The sequence below is a fragment of the Jeongeupia sp. USM3 genome (assembly GCF_001808185.1).
GTDB lineage: Bacteria > Pseudomonadota > Gammaproteobacteria > Burkholderiales > Chitinibacteraceae > Jeongeupia.
This window is the reverse complement of sequence record NZ_CP017668.1, coordinates 424362-437072: the sequence shown is the minus strand read 5'-3', so window position 1 is coordinate 437072 and position 12711 is coordinate 424362. Positions and strand designations below refer to the sequence as shown.

The window sequence follows — 12711 nt, the reverse complement described above, 5'->3', positions numbered from 1 at the left end:
CAAGAATATGGCAGCACCACCTTCCTTTTGCCGGAACCCTGCATGACCGATTTTGCCCACAAGCGCTGGCCCAAGTGGCTGCTGCTGCTCTGCTTTGCCGTTCTCTGGTTCAGCACGCTTGGCTACCGCAAGCTGATTTCGCCTGACGAGGGCCGATATGCCGAGATCGGCCGCGAGATGCTGGCCAGCGGTGACTGGCTGACGCCGCGACTCAACGCGATCAAGTATTTCGAGAAGCCGGCGCTGCAGTACTGGGCGACGGCGACCAACTTCAAGCTGTTCGGCGAAACCGAGTTTGCCGCCCGGCTGTGGCCCGGGCTGACCGGCTTTCTGGCCGTCATCGCACTGTATTTCACCGCCAAGCGGCTGTTCCGGCGCAAGCCCGACGCCGAGACCCGGGCGGTCGGCGCTGCGGCCATCCTCGCCAGCAGCCTCTGGTGGATCGGTAACGGCCACTTCCTGTCGCTCGACATGGGCGTATCGAGTTTTCTGGCGATCGCGCTGTTTGCCTTTGTCTGGGCGCAGCTGGATGACGCCACGGCGCGCGAGAACCGCAATGCAATGCTGGTCGCCTGGGGGGCGATCGCACTGGCGATCATGTCCAAGGGGCTGATCGGGCTCGTTTTTCCCGGTGGCACGCTGCTGGTCTACTCGCTGTGGGCCCGCGACTGGAAACCATGGAGGCGGATGCACTTCGTCAAGGGCATCGCGCTGCTGCTGCTGATTACCGCGCCGTGGTTCGTGATGGTGTCGCGCACCAATCCGGAGTTCGCGCAGTTCTTCTTCATTCACGAGCACTTCCAGCGCTTCGCCACCGACACCGCCCGCCGCGACGGCGCGTGGTATTACTTCATCCCGCTCCTGATCGCCGGCATGCTGCCGTGGGCCGCGCTGCTGCCGCAGATCGCCCGTGCCGGCTGGCAGCGTGACGGCATCCGGCACTTCCAGCCCCAGCGCTTCCTGCTGGTCTGGGCCGTGCTGATTTTCCTGTTCTTCTCCAAGTCGCAGTCGAAGCTGCCGTCCTACATCCTGCCGATGTTCCCGGCGCTGGCGCTGTTGGCGGGCTTCGTGCTGACCGACCTGCGCCGCCGCAGCTGGCTCTGGCTCAGCGGTACGATGCTGGCACTCGGCATCGCGCTGATGGCCGCGGTACCGTTCATCGCCGCCAAGGGCAGTGACAAGACGCCGCAGATCTACAATGCGGCGTTTTCCGAGTGGGCGCTGGTCGGTGGCGGCATCATCACCGCACTTGCCGCAGCCGCACTCTGGAGCGCATTGCGCCGGCGCTTCGACCTGACGCTGATCGCACTCGCCGCTACCGGGCTGATCGGCGCACAGATCCCGATGCTGGGTCACAACGCCTTTGCCGCGACCAACTCGAGCTATTACCTGATCGAGGCGATCAAGCCGCAACTGCAGCCCGGCAGTACCGTGTACATGTACCGTTACTATGACCAGACCGTGCCGTTCTACCTGAAGCGGCCGGTGCAACTGGTCGAATACGTCGACGAATTCGAACTCGGCCAGCGGCACGAGGCCGGCAAGCTGATGCGGGACGACGAATTCTTCCGGCGCTGGCGCGACGACCCGGCGCCGGTTGCGATCACCAATCCGGACCGCTTCCGCCAGTTGCAGCAGCATGGGTTGCCGATGCAGGTCATCGCCCGCGACCCGCGCCGCATCGTCATCACCCGCCCTGCTTCGGCCACACGCTGAGCGAAACGGAACGATCGAGACACGCCATGGACTTTCTGCCCTTTACCCGCCCGACCATCGACGAAGAAACCATTGCCGACGTCGCCGACGTGCTGCGCTCGGGCTGGATCACCAGCGGCCCCAGGGTTGCGGCGCTCGAGGCCGCGCTGTCCGGCTACTTCGGCGGCCGGCCGGTCCGTGTCGTCACGTCGGCCACCGGCGCGATGGAGATCGCGCTGCGGCTGATCGGCCTCGCACCCGGCGACGAAGTCATCACCACGGCGATGACCTGGGTCGCGACAAGCAACGTCATCATCAACGCCGGCGGCAAGCCGGTCTTCGTCGACATCGATCCGGCCACGCGTAACATCGATCTCGACCTCGTCGAAGCCGCGATCACCCCGCGCACGCGGGCGATCCTGCCGGTCGACCTCGCCGGCCTGCCGGTCGATCGCGACCGGCTCTACGACATCGCCGGCAGACACGGCTTGCGCGTGATCGAGGACGCCGCCCAGTCGCAGGGTGCCAGCTGGAACGGCCGGCGCATCGGCAGCTTCGGCGACCTCTGCTCGGTGTCTTTCCACCCGAACAAGAACATGACGACGATCGAGGGCGGCGCACTGGTGATGAACACGCCGGAAGAGGCGCGGCTGTTCGAGAAGTGGCGCCTGCAGGGCGTCACCCGGTTGCCGGACGGCACGATGGATGTCGACCTCCCCGGCGGCAAGTACAACCTCACCGACGTTGCCGCCGCAGTCGGCCTCGGCCAGCTGAAGCGGCTCGACGCCTTCAACAAGCGCCGTACCGAACTGGCCGATCGCTACTTTGCCAGGATCGACCGCGGGCTCGGACTCGCACTGCCGCTCGAATCGAGCGAGAGCAACTGGCACATGTTTCAGGTGCTGCTGCCGCTCGAGCGGATGAGCATTTCGCGTGGCGAGTTCATCGCCCGGATGAAGGAAGCCGGCGTCGGCGTCGGCGTCCACTACCCGGCGCTGCACTTGTTCAGCTACTACCGCGGCCTTGGTTATACGGACGGCATGTACCCGCATACCGAGCGCGTCGGCGCCAGCACGATCAGTCTGCCGCTGTTTCCTGCAATGATCGAATCGGACGTCGATCGCGTCTGCGATGCGCTTTCCGCCATACTGACGCCGGTGCTGAGGGCGTGAACGCCGATGACTTCATCGCCGCTTAAACCTGCCGCCGCATCATTCGACACAGACGCCACCGATACGCAGCCCATGTCCGAACCTACCGTTTCCATCGTCATCCCCGTCTACAACGAAGAGGATGGCCTCGCCGCACTGTTCGACCGCCTGTACCCGGCACTCGATGCGCTCGGCAAATCCTACGAAGTGCTGTTCATCAACGACGGCAGCCGCGACCGCTCGCCGGCGCTGCTCGCCGACCAGTTCCACAAGCGCCCCGACGTCACCCGGGTGATCCTGTTCAACGGCAACTTCGGCCAGCATCGCGCGATCCTCGCCGGCTTCGAGCATGCGCGCGGCCAGCAGATCGTCACGCTCGACGCCGATCTGCAGAACCCGCCCGAGGACATCAAGACGCTACTTGACGAAATGGACAAGGGCCACGATTACGTCGGCTCGATCCGCCGCCAGCGCAACGACTCGGTCTGGCGCCACGTTGCCAGCCGGGCGATGAACCGGCTGCGCGAGAAGCTCACCCGGATCAGGATGACCGACCAGGGCTGCATGCTGCGCGCCTACAGCCGCCGGATCATCGACACGATCAACCTGTGCAACGAGATGCACACCTTCATCCCGGCGCTGGCCTATTCGTTCGCCCAGAACCCGACCGAGGTCGTCGTCGGCCACGAAGAACGCTTCGCCGGCGAGTCGAAATATTCGTTCTACAGCCTGATCCGGCTCAACTTCGACCTGATGACCGGTTTTTCGATCGTGCCGCTGCAGATGTTCTCGATGCTCGGCATGGTGATCTCGACGCTGTCGGGCTTTCTGGTGCTCTACCTCGTCGGCCGCCGCTTCCTGATCGGCCCCGAGGAAGGCGGACTGTTCACGCTGTTCGCCGTCGCCTTCCTGCTGATCGGCATCGCACTGTTCGGCATCGGCCTTTTGGGCGAATACATCGGCCGGATCTACCACGAGGTACGGCAGCGGCCGCGCTACCTGATCGCCGGCATCCTCGAAAACCGGGGCCGCGAGTGACGCGCGCCGTCGTTTTCGCCTACCACAACGTCGGCGTCCGCAGCCTCAGGGTGCTGCTGGCGCAAGGCGTGCAGATCGACCTCGTCGTCAGTCATGAAGACAACCCCGCCGAGAACATCTGGTTCGGCTCGGTCGCGCAGCTGTGCCGGGACCATGACATCCCGTGCATCACGCCGACCGACCCGAACACCCCCGAGATCGAGGCGCGCATCGCCGCACTGGCGCCGGACTTCGTGTTCTCGTTCTACTACCGCCACATGCTGAAAGCGCCGATCCTCGCCGCGCCGACCCGCGGGGCGTTCAATCTGCACGGCTCGCTGTTGCCGAAATACCGCGGCCGGGTGCCAGTCAACTGGGCGATCATTCACGGCGAAACCGAATCCGGCGTCACGCTGCACGTAATGAACGTCAAGCCCGACAACGGCGCCATCGTCGACCAGGTCGCCGTACCGATCCTGCCCGACGACACCGCACACGACGTGTTCGAAAAGGTCACCGTTGCCGGCGAGCTCTGCCTGATCCGCGCCTTGCCGAAGCTGATCGCCGGCACCGCGACGTTCACGCCGCAAGACCTGCGTCTTGGCGGCTACTTCGGCGGCCGCAAGGCCGAGGACGGCCGGATAAACTGGCGCCAGAGCGCCACGCAGCTGCACAATCTGGTGCGTGCGGTAACCCGGCCGTATCCGGGCGCGTTCAGCGACACCGGTCGCGGCCGGCTGACGCTCTGGCGCAGCCGGTGTGTGGATACCGCGCCTGCGCAGCCGGACGCGACCGGCGCAGCGCTCTGGGGCGCGGCCGGCCGCCTCTGGCTCCGGATGAACGACGGCACGCTGCTGTGCGTGCTCGACGCCGAACTCGACGGCACGCCGCTGACGCCGGATGCGCCCGGCCTGCCACTTGCACTCGAATCCTGATTTCAATACCGACAAGCAGACATCACCATGAAAAAAGTCCTCATCCTCGGCGTCAACGGCTTCATCGGTCACCATCTGACCAAGCGCATTCTCGAGACGACCGACTGGGAAGTGTTCGGCATGGACATGTACGCCGGCAAGGTCGGCGAATTTCTCTCGCACCCGCGTTTCCACTTCTTCGAGGGTGACATCACCATCAACCAGGAGTGGATCGAGTACCACGTCAAGAAGTGCGACGTCGTGCTGCCGCTGGTTGCGATCGCTACGCCGGCGACCTATGTGCAGGAACCGCTGCGCGTGTTCGAGCTCGACTTCGAAGCCAACCTGCCGATCATCAAGTGGTGCGTGAAGTACAAGAAGCGCGTGGTGTTCCCGTCGACCTCCGAGGTCTACGGCATGTGCAAGGACGGTGAGTTCGACCCGGAGAACTCCGAACTGATCTACGGCCCGATCAACAAGCCGCGCTGGATCTACGCGTGCTCGAAACAGCTGATGGACCGCGTGATCGCCGCCTACGGCCAGCAGGAAGGCCTCGACTACACGCTGTTCCGCCCGTTCAACTGGATCGGCGCCGGCCTCGACAGCATCCATACGCCGAAGGAAGGCTCGAGCCGCGTGATCACGCAGTTCCTCGGCCACATCGTCCGCGGCGAAGCGATCAAGCTCGTCGACGGCGGCGCGCAGAAGCGCGCGTTCACCTACATCGACGACGGCATCGCCGCGCTGATGAAGATCATCGATAACAAGGACGGCAAGGCGTCGGGCCAGATCTACAACATCGGTAACCCGGTCAACAACTACTCGATCCGCGAACTGGCGACGATGATGCTCGAGCTGGCCGGCAAGTATCCGGAATACGCCGAGGGCCTCGCCAATGTACGCATCGTCGAAACGACGTCGGGCGAGTACTACGGCAAGGGCTATCAGGACGTGCAGAACCGCGTTCCGAAGATCGACAACACCAGAACCGACCTCGACTGGGCGCCGACCGTCACGATGGCCGACGCGCTCAAGGGCATTTTCGACGCCTACAAGGATCAGGTCGCCGAAGCGCGCAGCCTGGTCGACTGATCCATCGTTCCGTTCCTCGAAAAAACCGGAAGGCGCCGCCCTCCGGTTTTTTCATGATAACGCCGCCCCGCACGAGTCCTTATAATGGCGAGGCTTCTCGCCCGAACAGACCGCCATGCCCGCCCCAAGCAACCCGACCGATATCGCCAGAGAAACGCTGAGGCAGTTGATGCTGCGGCGCGTCCCGCCTACGCCGGACCATTACGCGCAGATCTACGATGCGATCGCCGAGACGCCCGAAGAAGACCGCCTGCCGCCGCTGATGCACGCCATCGACGCCGCACTGCACACCCTGCCGCGACAGGGGCAGGAGTTCCTGCGCCTGATCAAGCAGCTGCGGCAGTCGGCCAGACTGGGCGAGTGGAAGGAAATTCCGCCGCTGGTCTTCCGTGCGGTCGAGCTGCAGGGGGGGCAGGCGAAGCTGGCGATGCCCTGGGCCGACCTCGTTCGCGAGCTGGTCCGCCTCTGGGACATGCGCAACCCGCTGTACACGCCGACGCGCAAGCAGGAGTCGCTCGAGCGCGTACTGATCCATTTCAGCAACGAACCCGAAATCCTCAACGACAAGCTGGCGGCGCTGCTGCAGGCCTGGAGCGAAACCAGCGGCGAAGCCGGAGAGCCGGCCATTGCGGCAACGGCAAGTGCCGCGCCGTCCGCCGACGGTGCCTGGTCGGACTGGCGTGACGCGGTCGTCCAGACGCTGGAGCTCGGCGTGCGGCCCGCACTGGCGGCGAGCTCGCCCGAGCTGGCCGACGAGGCAGGCCAGATCGGTGCAGAGGCCCGCTCGATCACGAGCGAGTACGACCTGCAGAAATGGCTACCCAGACTGAAGAAACTCTGGCTGCGGATCGAGCTGCAGGGGCAGCAGGAACGACGGCTGACCGATGGCCTGCTCAGCCTGCTGCGCTTGCTGACCGACAATATGAGCGAATTCGTCGTCGACGACGGCTGGCTGCAGGGCCAGGTTGCGGTGGTGCAGGACATCATGTCGCGGCCGCTCGACATGCGGCTGATCTACGACGCCGAAGCGGGGCTGAAGGAAGTCATCTACAAGCAAAGCCTGCTGAAGCAGAACCTGCACGACGCACAGACGACGCTCAAGAGCATGGCGACGACCTTTCTCGACCGCCTTGGCTCGCTGTCGGCAAGCACCGAGCAGTATCAGGAGAAAATCCGCCAGTACGCCGACAAAGTGCAGACGGCCGACAACCCGGCCAGCCTCAAGTTCGTGCTCGACGACATCATGCGCGACACCCGCACCTTGCAGCTGGACGTGCTGCGCTCGCGCGACGAGCTCGTTTCGGCCCGGCAGGAAGCCGACAGCGCGCAGCAGCGCGTGCTTCAGCTCGAACGCCAGCTGCGCGAGGTCAGCGAGAAGGTGCGCGAAGACCAGCTGACCGGTGCGCTCAACCGGCGAGGGCTCGAGGAAGCCTACGAGGTCGAGTTGTCACGGATGGCGCGCAACCACGAGACGATGGCGCTCGCCCTGCTCGATATCGACAATTTCAAGAAGCTCAACGACCAGATGGGCCATGCCGCCGGCGACAGCGCGCTGGTGCATCTGGTCCAGGTCATCCGCGAGCTGCTGCGGCCGACCGACATCGTCGCCCGCTATGGCGGCGAGGAATTCGTGCTCTTGCTGCCGGACACCGAAATCGACGACGCGATCCAGATCCTGCAGCGGCTGCAGCGCGAGTTGACGCGGCGCTTCTTCATGCACAACAACGACAAGCTGCTGATCACCTTCAGCGCCGGCGTCACCATGGTCACGCCGGACGAGCATCGCGCCCATGCGATCGAACGGGCCGATCACGCAATGTACCGTGCCAAACTGCTCGGCAAGAACCGGGTCGAGCCCGAGCCGCCGTTTTCGGCGAGCTAGAAGAAACGGCCGCAAGCGGCCGTTTCTTTCGCCCCTATGGTGCGCCCTATGGTGCGGCGAACACCTCGTCCTGCAACACCGTCGCGGTACCCAGCTTGGCAACGACGATGCCGGCCGCATGGTTGGACCAGCTCATCGCTTCGGGCAGCGGCAGACCGGCCGCCAGCATCAGCCCCAGCGTGGCAATCACCGTATCGCCGGCGCCCGACACGTCAAAGACCTCGCGGGCCAGCGTCGGCTGATGGACGACGCCGCTGCTGCGGAACAGCGTCATCCCCTCCTCGCTGCGCGTGACCAGCAGCGCCTCGAGATCGAGCTGCTCGCGCAAGGCCTGCGCCCTGGCGGTCAGGTCGGCCTCGTCGCGCCACTCGCCGGCAACCTGGCGGAATTCGCTGCGGTTCGGTGTCAGCAAGGTCGCACCGCGATAACGCGAATAGTCGTCGCCCTTCGGGTCGACCAGCACCGGCTTGCCGGCTGCGCGGGCTGCGGCAATCATTTCGTAGACGTGCTGCAGACCGCCCTTGCCATAGTCGGACAGGATCACCACGTCGGTATCGGCAAGCAGCCGGCGGAAGTCGTCAAGCTTTGCCGCGAGAATTTCGTGACTTGGCCTTTCCTCGAAATCGATCCGCAGCAGTTGCTGGTGGCGTGCCAGCACGCGCAGCTTTACCGTCGTGGCGATCTCGGGATCCCGGTACAGCGAGGTCTTGACCCCGTCGTCGACGAGCAGCTTCTCCAGACTGCGCCCGGCCTCGTCGTCCCCGACGACGGCGAGCAGCGTTGCCTGGCCACCGAGCGAGGCGATGTTGCGCGCGACGTTGGCCGCGCCACCGGCACGCTCGTCGGTCTTGCGGATCCGCGCCACCGGCACGGGTGCCTCGGGCGAGATCCGCTCGACATCGCCGAACCAGTAGCGGTCGAGCATCACGTCTCCGACGATCATGACGCGCGCACCGGCAATGGCCGCCTTCAGGGCGGCGACAGTTTGACCCGCCGGCAGCATCATTTGCGTCCGATCGCGTCGTATTCGAGCCCCAGCGCGCGCACCGCTGCCGGCTCGTACAGATTGCGGCCGTCGATGATCAGCGGCGTCTTCAGCGCCTGCTTGATCCTGTCGAAGTCCGGCGCACGGAACTGCTTCCACTCGGTTGCAATCAACAGCGCGTCGGCACCGTCGAGTGCGTCCATCGGGTTCTCGGCGTAATCGATGCGCTCACCCAGTACGCGATGCGCCTCTTGGTTCGCCACCGGATCGAAGCCGCAGACGGTCGCGCCGCGCGACACCAGGCCATCGATCAGCGTCAAGCTCGGCGCTTCGCGCATGTCGTCGGTACCCGGCTTGAACGCCAGCCCCCAGAGCGCAAAACGGCGACCGCTCAGGTTGTCACCAAAGCGAGCGACGACTTTGTCGATCAGGCGCTGCTTCTGTGCATCGTTCGCTTCCTCGACCGCGGCCAGTACGCGCAGCGGCACGCCGTTTTCCTCGCCGGTCTTTTGCAGCGCCTTGACGTCCTTCGGGAAGCACGAGCCGCCGTAACCGCAGCCTGAATACAGGAAGCTGTAGCCGATGCGCGGATCGGAGCCGATACCGCGGCGCACCAGCTCGATGTCGGCGCCGAGCACCTCGGCGAGGTTGGCCAGCTCGTTCATGAACGAGATCCGCGTCGCCAGCATGGCGTTGGCGGCGTACTTGGTCAGTTCGGCCGAACGGATGTCCATCACCAGCGTCCGGTCGTGGTTGCGCTGGAACGGATGGTAAAGCGCGCGCATCGTATGGATCGCCTGTTCGTCCTCGGCACCGATGACGATGCGGTCCGGACGCATGAAGTCCTCGACCGCGGCGCCCTCCTTGAGGAACTCGGGATTGGAGACGACGCTGAAATCGAGCGACAGGCCGCGCTTGGCCAGTTCGTCGGCGATGGCCGCCTTGACCTTCTCGGCGGTACCGACCGGCACCGTGGACTTGTCGACGACCACCTTGTAGTCGGTCATGCGCTGGCCGATGTTGCGCGCGGCCGCAACGACATACTGCAGGTCGGCCGAGCCGTCCTCGTCGGGCGGCGTGCCGACGGCGATGAACTGGACCGTGCCGTGCACGACCGAACGGTCGATGTCGGTCGTGAAGTGCAGCCTGCCAGCGGCAACGTTGCGGGCGACGACTTCGTCGAGGCCCGGTTCGTAGATCGGCAACACGCCCTGATGCAGCTTGTCGATCTTGGCCTTGTCGAGGTCGAGGCAGAGTACGTCGTTGCCGACCTCGGCCAGGCAGGCGCCGGTGACGAGGCCGACATAGCCGGTTCCGATGACGGTGATTTTCATAGCAGTTCCAACGATTGGTTGATTCGGTTCAGCGTCGCGACCGGGTCGGCGCTCCGGGTGATCGGCCGACCGATCACCAGATAGTCGCTTCCGGCACGGATGGCCGCATCCGGGGTCATGATCCGGTGCTGGTCGTCGGCGCTGGCGTCCGCGGGCCGGATGCCCGGCGTCACCAGCTTGAAATCGGCGCCGCAGGCGGCACGAAGCAGCGCGGCTTCCTGGGCCGAGCAGACCACGCCGTCGAGCCCGCAATCCCTGGTCAGCCGCGCCAGACGCTCGACTTGCACCGCGGGCTCGGGCAGCCCCAGCTCGGCCAGCTGCACCGCGTCCATGCTCGTCAGCACGGTTACCGCAATCAGCAAGGGACGCGCCGGCAGGGCTTCAAGCGCTTCGCGCGTGGTCTCCATCATGGCGCGGCCACCCGAGGCGTGGACGTTGACCATCCAGACGCCCAGACTCGCCGCTACTTTGCAGGCCTGTGCAACGGTATTGGGGATGTCGTGGAATTTGAGGTCGAGAAAAACATCGAAGCCCTTGGCCGCCAGCGATTCGACCAGTTGCGGCCCCGCCGTGGTGAAGAGCTCCTTGCCGACCTTCAGCCTGCACTGTGCCGGCGAGACGAGATCGGCAAATGCCAGCGCTGCAGCGGCGTCGGCGAAATCAAGCGCGACGATGACTTTGGGGTCTTTCATAGATTTGTGTCCGGAAGAAATCAGCCGGCATTTTTCTTGCGGCCACGCACCGGCGGGTAGGTCTCCCACTCGTTGCAGGCCGGGCAATGCCAGAAATACTGTTTGGTCTTGAAGCCGCAGTGGCGGCAGTAGTACATCGACTGCTCGCGCGTGACGTCGTTCAGCAGCCGGACGATGATCTCAAGCTCGGGCTTCTGGTCGTCCGGGGCGACGAGCAGGTGCGCCTCGAGCACCTTGCGCAGCCCCGGCATCGTCGGGTGTTCGCGCATCCGTTCACGGACGAAATCGTAGGCAGCATCGACACCCTGCAACGACATCAGGCGCTCGTACGCCAGGTCCATCACGTCGAGTTCGGGATACTGCTTCAGCAGCCGCAGCAGCAGCGTCGTGCCTTCCTGCTCGCGGCCGAGTGCATCATAGGCAGCCATCAACTGGCGCATGGCCAGTGCCAGCGCGTGCGGCTCCTGCGATTCGAGTTCGAGCCACTCGCCGATGGCCTTGGCGTAATCCTTGTCGGCCATCGCCATCTCGCCCAGCAGCAGGCGCGCGCGGGTGCATTGCCGATGCGTTTCGAGCGCCTGTTCGAGGTAATGGCGTGCCTCGTCGCTCTGCGACCGGGCCAGCGACTGCTCGGCCAGCTCGCAGTAGAACTGGGCGATCTCGTGCTGGTAGCTGTGACTGTCGTCGCGCAGTTGCTGCGCGGTCTCGATCGCTTTCTTCCAGGCCTTTTCGAGCTCGTACATGCCGAGCAGCTCGGTCCGGGCCTGCCTGGCGTAGTCGCTGTGCTGCAGCTCGTTCAGCAGCGCCTCGGCCCGGTCGAACAGGCCGGCCTTCATGAAGTCCTGCGCCAGCTCGAACTGTGCCTGCTGGCGTTGCGCATCGGTCAGTTCGCGCCGCTCGAGCAGCTTCTGGTGCATGTTGATCGCCCGCTCGAGCTCGCCGCGGCGGCGGAACAGGTGGCCAAGCGAAAACTGCAGTTCGATCGTCTCGGCATGATGTCTGGCGATGTCGACGTAGACCTCGACCGCGCGGTTGGTCTCGCCGTTCAGCAGGTGGTTCAGTCCCTTGAAGTATGCCGCCGGCAGTGAGCGGGTTTCCGACAGGACGTGTTTGATATCGACGCGCGCGGCCAGCCAGCCGAGCCCGAAGAAAATCGGGAAGGCGATCAGCCACCAGTATTGGGATTCGAGCATGGGGAAAGCCTGTCAGGCCAGAGGGTCAGACGGCGTCTCGCGGCGGCTGCAGTGCGGCGCCGTCGACGGTTACGACTTCGGGCGTGCTGCGCGTGCGCACTTCCTTGCGCAGCGAGACAAGTTCACGGCGCAGGCGAATCACCTTGCCGAGCACGGCCAGGATGCCGAACACGGTGCCAAGCACGAACGAAATCAGTAGCAACAGCGCCAGCGGTGCCTGCCAGACGTAGCCGAGGAAAAAGTTGAGCGCCACCGGCTCGGCATTGTGCATGGCAAAGCCGAACAGTACGACGAACAGCAGGAATTTGATCAGCCAGAACAGGTAGCGCATCCGCACGTCCGCAACAATGATTCGACCTCGCATTGTAGCCGATTACACCCATGCCAGCGCAGCGGGCGACATGCAAAAAAATGACGACACCCGGGGGTGTCGTCATCATTGCCGCAAGCGACAGGATTACATCAGCTCGTCAACGCGCTCACGCAATTCCTTGCCGGCCTTGAAGTGGGGAACGAACTTTTCCGGCACCTCAACTTTGCTGCCGGATTTCGGATTGCGCCCCACGCGCGGCGGTCGGTAGTTGAGGTCGAAGCTGCCGAAGCCACGGATCTCGATGCGCTGGCCTTGGGCAAGGCTCTTGGCCATGGCATCGAGAATGGTCTTGACGGCCAACTCAGCATCCTTCGCAACAAGCTGCGGATAGCGCTCGGCGAGCTTTGCGATGAGTTCGGACTTGGTCATGCCGCCTCAAGCCT

12 protein-coding genes are annotated in these 12711 nt (G+C 64.6%); 6 read left to right on the top strand and 6 right to left on the bottom strand.

The genetic code is table 11. The annotated features are described in order from the left end of the window. The first annotated feature begins 42 nt into the window (after positions 1-42). The 6 genes from BJP62_RS02005 to BJP62_RS01980 all read left to right on the top strand — a co-directional run bounded on the left by BJP62_RS02005 (position 43) and on the right by BJP62_RS01980 (position 7751). Positions 43-1716, top strand: coding sequence for a phospholipid carrier-dependent glycosyltransferase (locus BJP62_RS02005; RefSeq protein WP_070525982.1), 1674 nt, complete (start codon positions 43-45; stop codon positions 1714-1716). A gap of 26 nt (positions 1717-1742) precedes the next feature. Continuing rightward, complete coding sequence (locus tag BJP62_RS02000; protein ID WP_070525980.1) at positions 1743-2867, top strand: DegT/DnrJ/EryC1/StrS aminotransferase family protein; 1125 nt, start codon at positions 1743-1745, stop codon at positions 2865-2867. Between the two features lie 72 nt (positions 2868-2939). Beyond that, positions 2940-3884: a glycosyltransferase gene (locus BJP62_RS01995; RefSeq protein ID WP_070525978.1), complete on the top strand. Its 945-nt coding sequence runs from the start codon at positions 2940-2942 to the stop codon at positions 3882-3884. After that, the gene (locus BJP62_RS01990; protein WP_070525977.1) at positions 3881-4798 is read left to right on the top strand and encodes a formyltransferase; all 918 of its coding nucleotides are present in this window, start codon (positions 3881-3883) and stop codon (positions 4796-4798) included. The genes BJP62_RS01995 and BJP62_RS01990 overlap by 4 nt, the downstream gene beginning before the upstream one ends. Before the next feature lie 27 nt (positions 4799-4825). Further along, on the top strand, positions 4826-5869 hold the full coding sequence (locus BJP62_RS01985; protein ID WP_070525975.1) for a bifunctional UDP-4-keto-pentose/UDP-xylose synthase: 1044 nt from the start codon (positions 4826-4828) through the stop codon (positions 5867-5869). Positions 5870-5984: 115 nt separating this feature from the next. Continuing rightward, complete coding sequence (locus BJP62_RS01980; protein ID WP_070525973.1) at positions 5985-7751, top strand: GGDEF domain-containing protein; 1767 nt, start codon at positions 5985-5987, stop codon at positions 7749-7751. A 46-nt stretch (positions 7752-7797) separates the two neighbouring features. Here the strand turns inward: BJP62_RS01980 and rfaE1 are convergent, their stop codons facing one another. The 6 genes from rfaE1 to BJP62_RS01950 form a co-directional block, all read right to left on the bottom strand. Then, positions 7798-8754: a D-glycero-beta-D-manno-heptose-7-phosphate kinase gene (rfaE1, locus tag BJP62_RS01975; RefSeq protein WP_083301021.1), complete on the bottom strand. Its 957-nt coding sequence runs from the start codon at positions 8752-8754 to the stop codon at positions 7798-7800. Continuing rightward, positions 8754-10070, bottom strand: a complete 1317-nt coding sequence (locus BJP62_RS01970) for a UDP-glucose/GDP-mannose dehydrogenase family protein (RefSeq protein WP_070525969.1) — start codon at positions 10068-10070, stop codon at positions 8754-8756. The genes rfaE1 and BJP62_RS01970 overlap by 1 nt, the downstream gene beginning before the upstream one ends. Then, positions 10067-10762, bottom strand: coding sequence for an orotidine-5'-phosphate decarboxylase (gene pyrF, locus BJP62_RS01965; protein ID WP_070525967.1), 696 nt, complete (start codon positions 10760-10762; stop codon positions 10067-10069). Before pyrF ends, BJP62_RS01970 begins: the two co-directional genes overlap by 4 nt. Before the next feature lie 20 nt (positions 10763-10782). Then, positions 10783-11955 (bottom strand): lipopolysaccharide assembly protein LapB, encoded by a 1173-nt coding sequence (gene lapB, locus BJP62_RS01960; protein WP_070525965.1) that lies wholly within the window; start codon positions 11953-11955, stop codon positions 10783-10785. 25 nt (positions 11956-11980) lie between these two features. Beyond that, positions 11981-12286 (bottom strand): lipopolysaccharide assembly LapA domain-containing protein, encoded by a 306-nt coding sequence (locus BJP62_RS01955; protein WP_070525963.1) that lies wholly within the window; start codon positions 12284-12286, stop codon positions 11981-11983. A 126-nt stretch (positions 12287-12412) separates the two neighbouring features. After that, a complete protein-coding gene (locus BJP62_RS01950) occupies positions 12413-12697 on the bottom strand; it encodes an integration host factor subunit beta (RefSeq protein ID WP_070525962.1) in 285 nt (94 codons plus the stop codon). Positions 12698-12711 lie beyond the last annotated feature (14 nt).

What these genes read in the sequence shown, in the direction of transcription:
- BJP62_RS02005 (WP_070525982.1), top strand. Translation starts at nt 43, where the DNA reads ATGACCGATTTTGCCCACAAGCGCTGGCCCAAGTGGCTGCTGCTGCTC.
- BJP62_RS01985 (WP_070525975.1), top strand. Translation starts at nt 4,826, where the DNA reads ATGAAAAAAGTCCTCATCCTCGGCGTCAACGGCTTCATCGGTCACCAT.
- lapB (WP_070525965.1), bottom strand. Translation starts at nt 11,955, where the DNA reads ATGCTCGAATCCCAATACTGGTGGCTGATCGCCTTCCCGATTTTCTTC.
- BJP62_RS01995 (WP_070525978.1), top strand. Translation starts at nt 2,940, where the DNA reads ATGTCCGAACCTACCGTTTCCATCGTCATCCCCGTCTACAACGAAGAG.
- rfaE1 (WP_083301021.1), bottom strand. Translation starts at nt 8,754, where the DNA reads ATGCTGCCGGCGGGTCAAACTGTCGCCGCCCTGAAGGCGGCCATTGCC.
- BJP62_RS01955 (WP_070525963.1), bottom strand. Translation starts at nt 12,286, where the DNA reads ATGCGCTACCTGTTCTGGCTGATCAAATTCCTGCTGTTCGTCGTACTG.
- pyrF (WP_070525967.1), bottom strand. Translation starts at nt 10,762, where the DNA reads ATGAAAGACCCCAAAGTCATCGTCGCGCTTGATTTCGCCGACGCCGCT.
- BJP62_RS01950 (WP_070525962.1), bottom strand. Translation starts at nt 12,697, where the DNA reads ATGACCAAGTCCGAACTCATCGCAAAGCTCGCCGAGCGCTATCCGCAG.
- BJP62_RS01980 (WP_070525973.1), top strand. Translation starts at nt 5,985, where the DNA reads ATGCCCGCCCCAAGCAACCCGACCGATATCGCCAGAGAAACGCTGAGG.
- BJP62_RS01970 (WP_070525969.1), bottom strand. Translation starts at nt 10,070, where the DNA reads ATGAAAATCACCGTCATCGGAACCGGCTATGTCGGCCTCGTCACCGGC.
- BJP62_RS02000 (WP_070525980.1), top strand. Translation starts at nt 1,743, where the DNA reads ATGGACTTTCTGCCCTTTACCCGCCCGACCATCGACGAAGAAACCATT.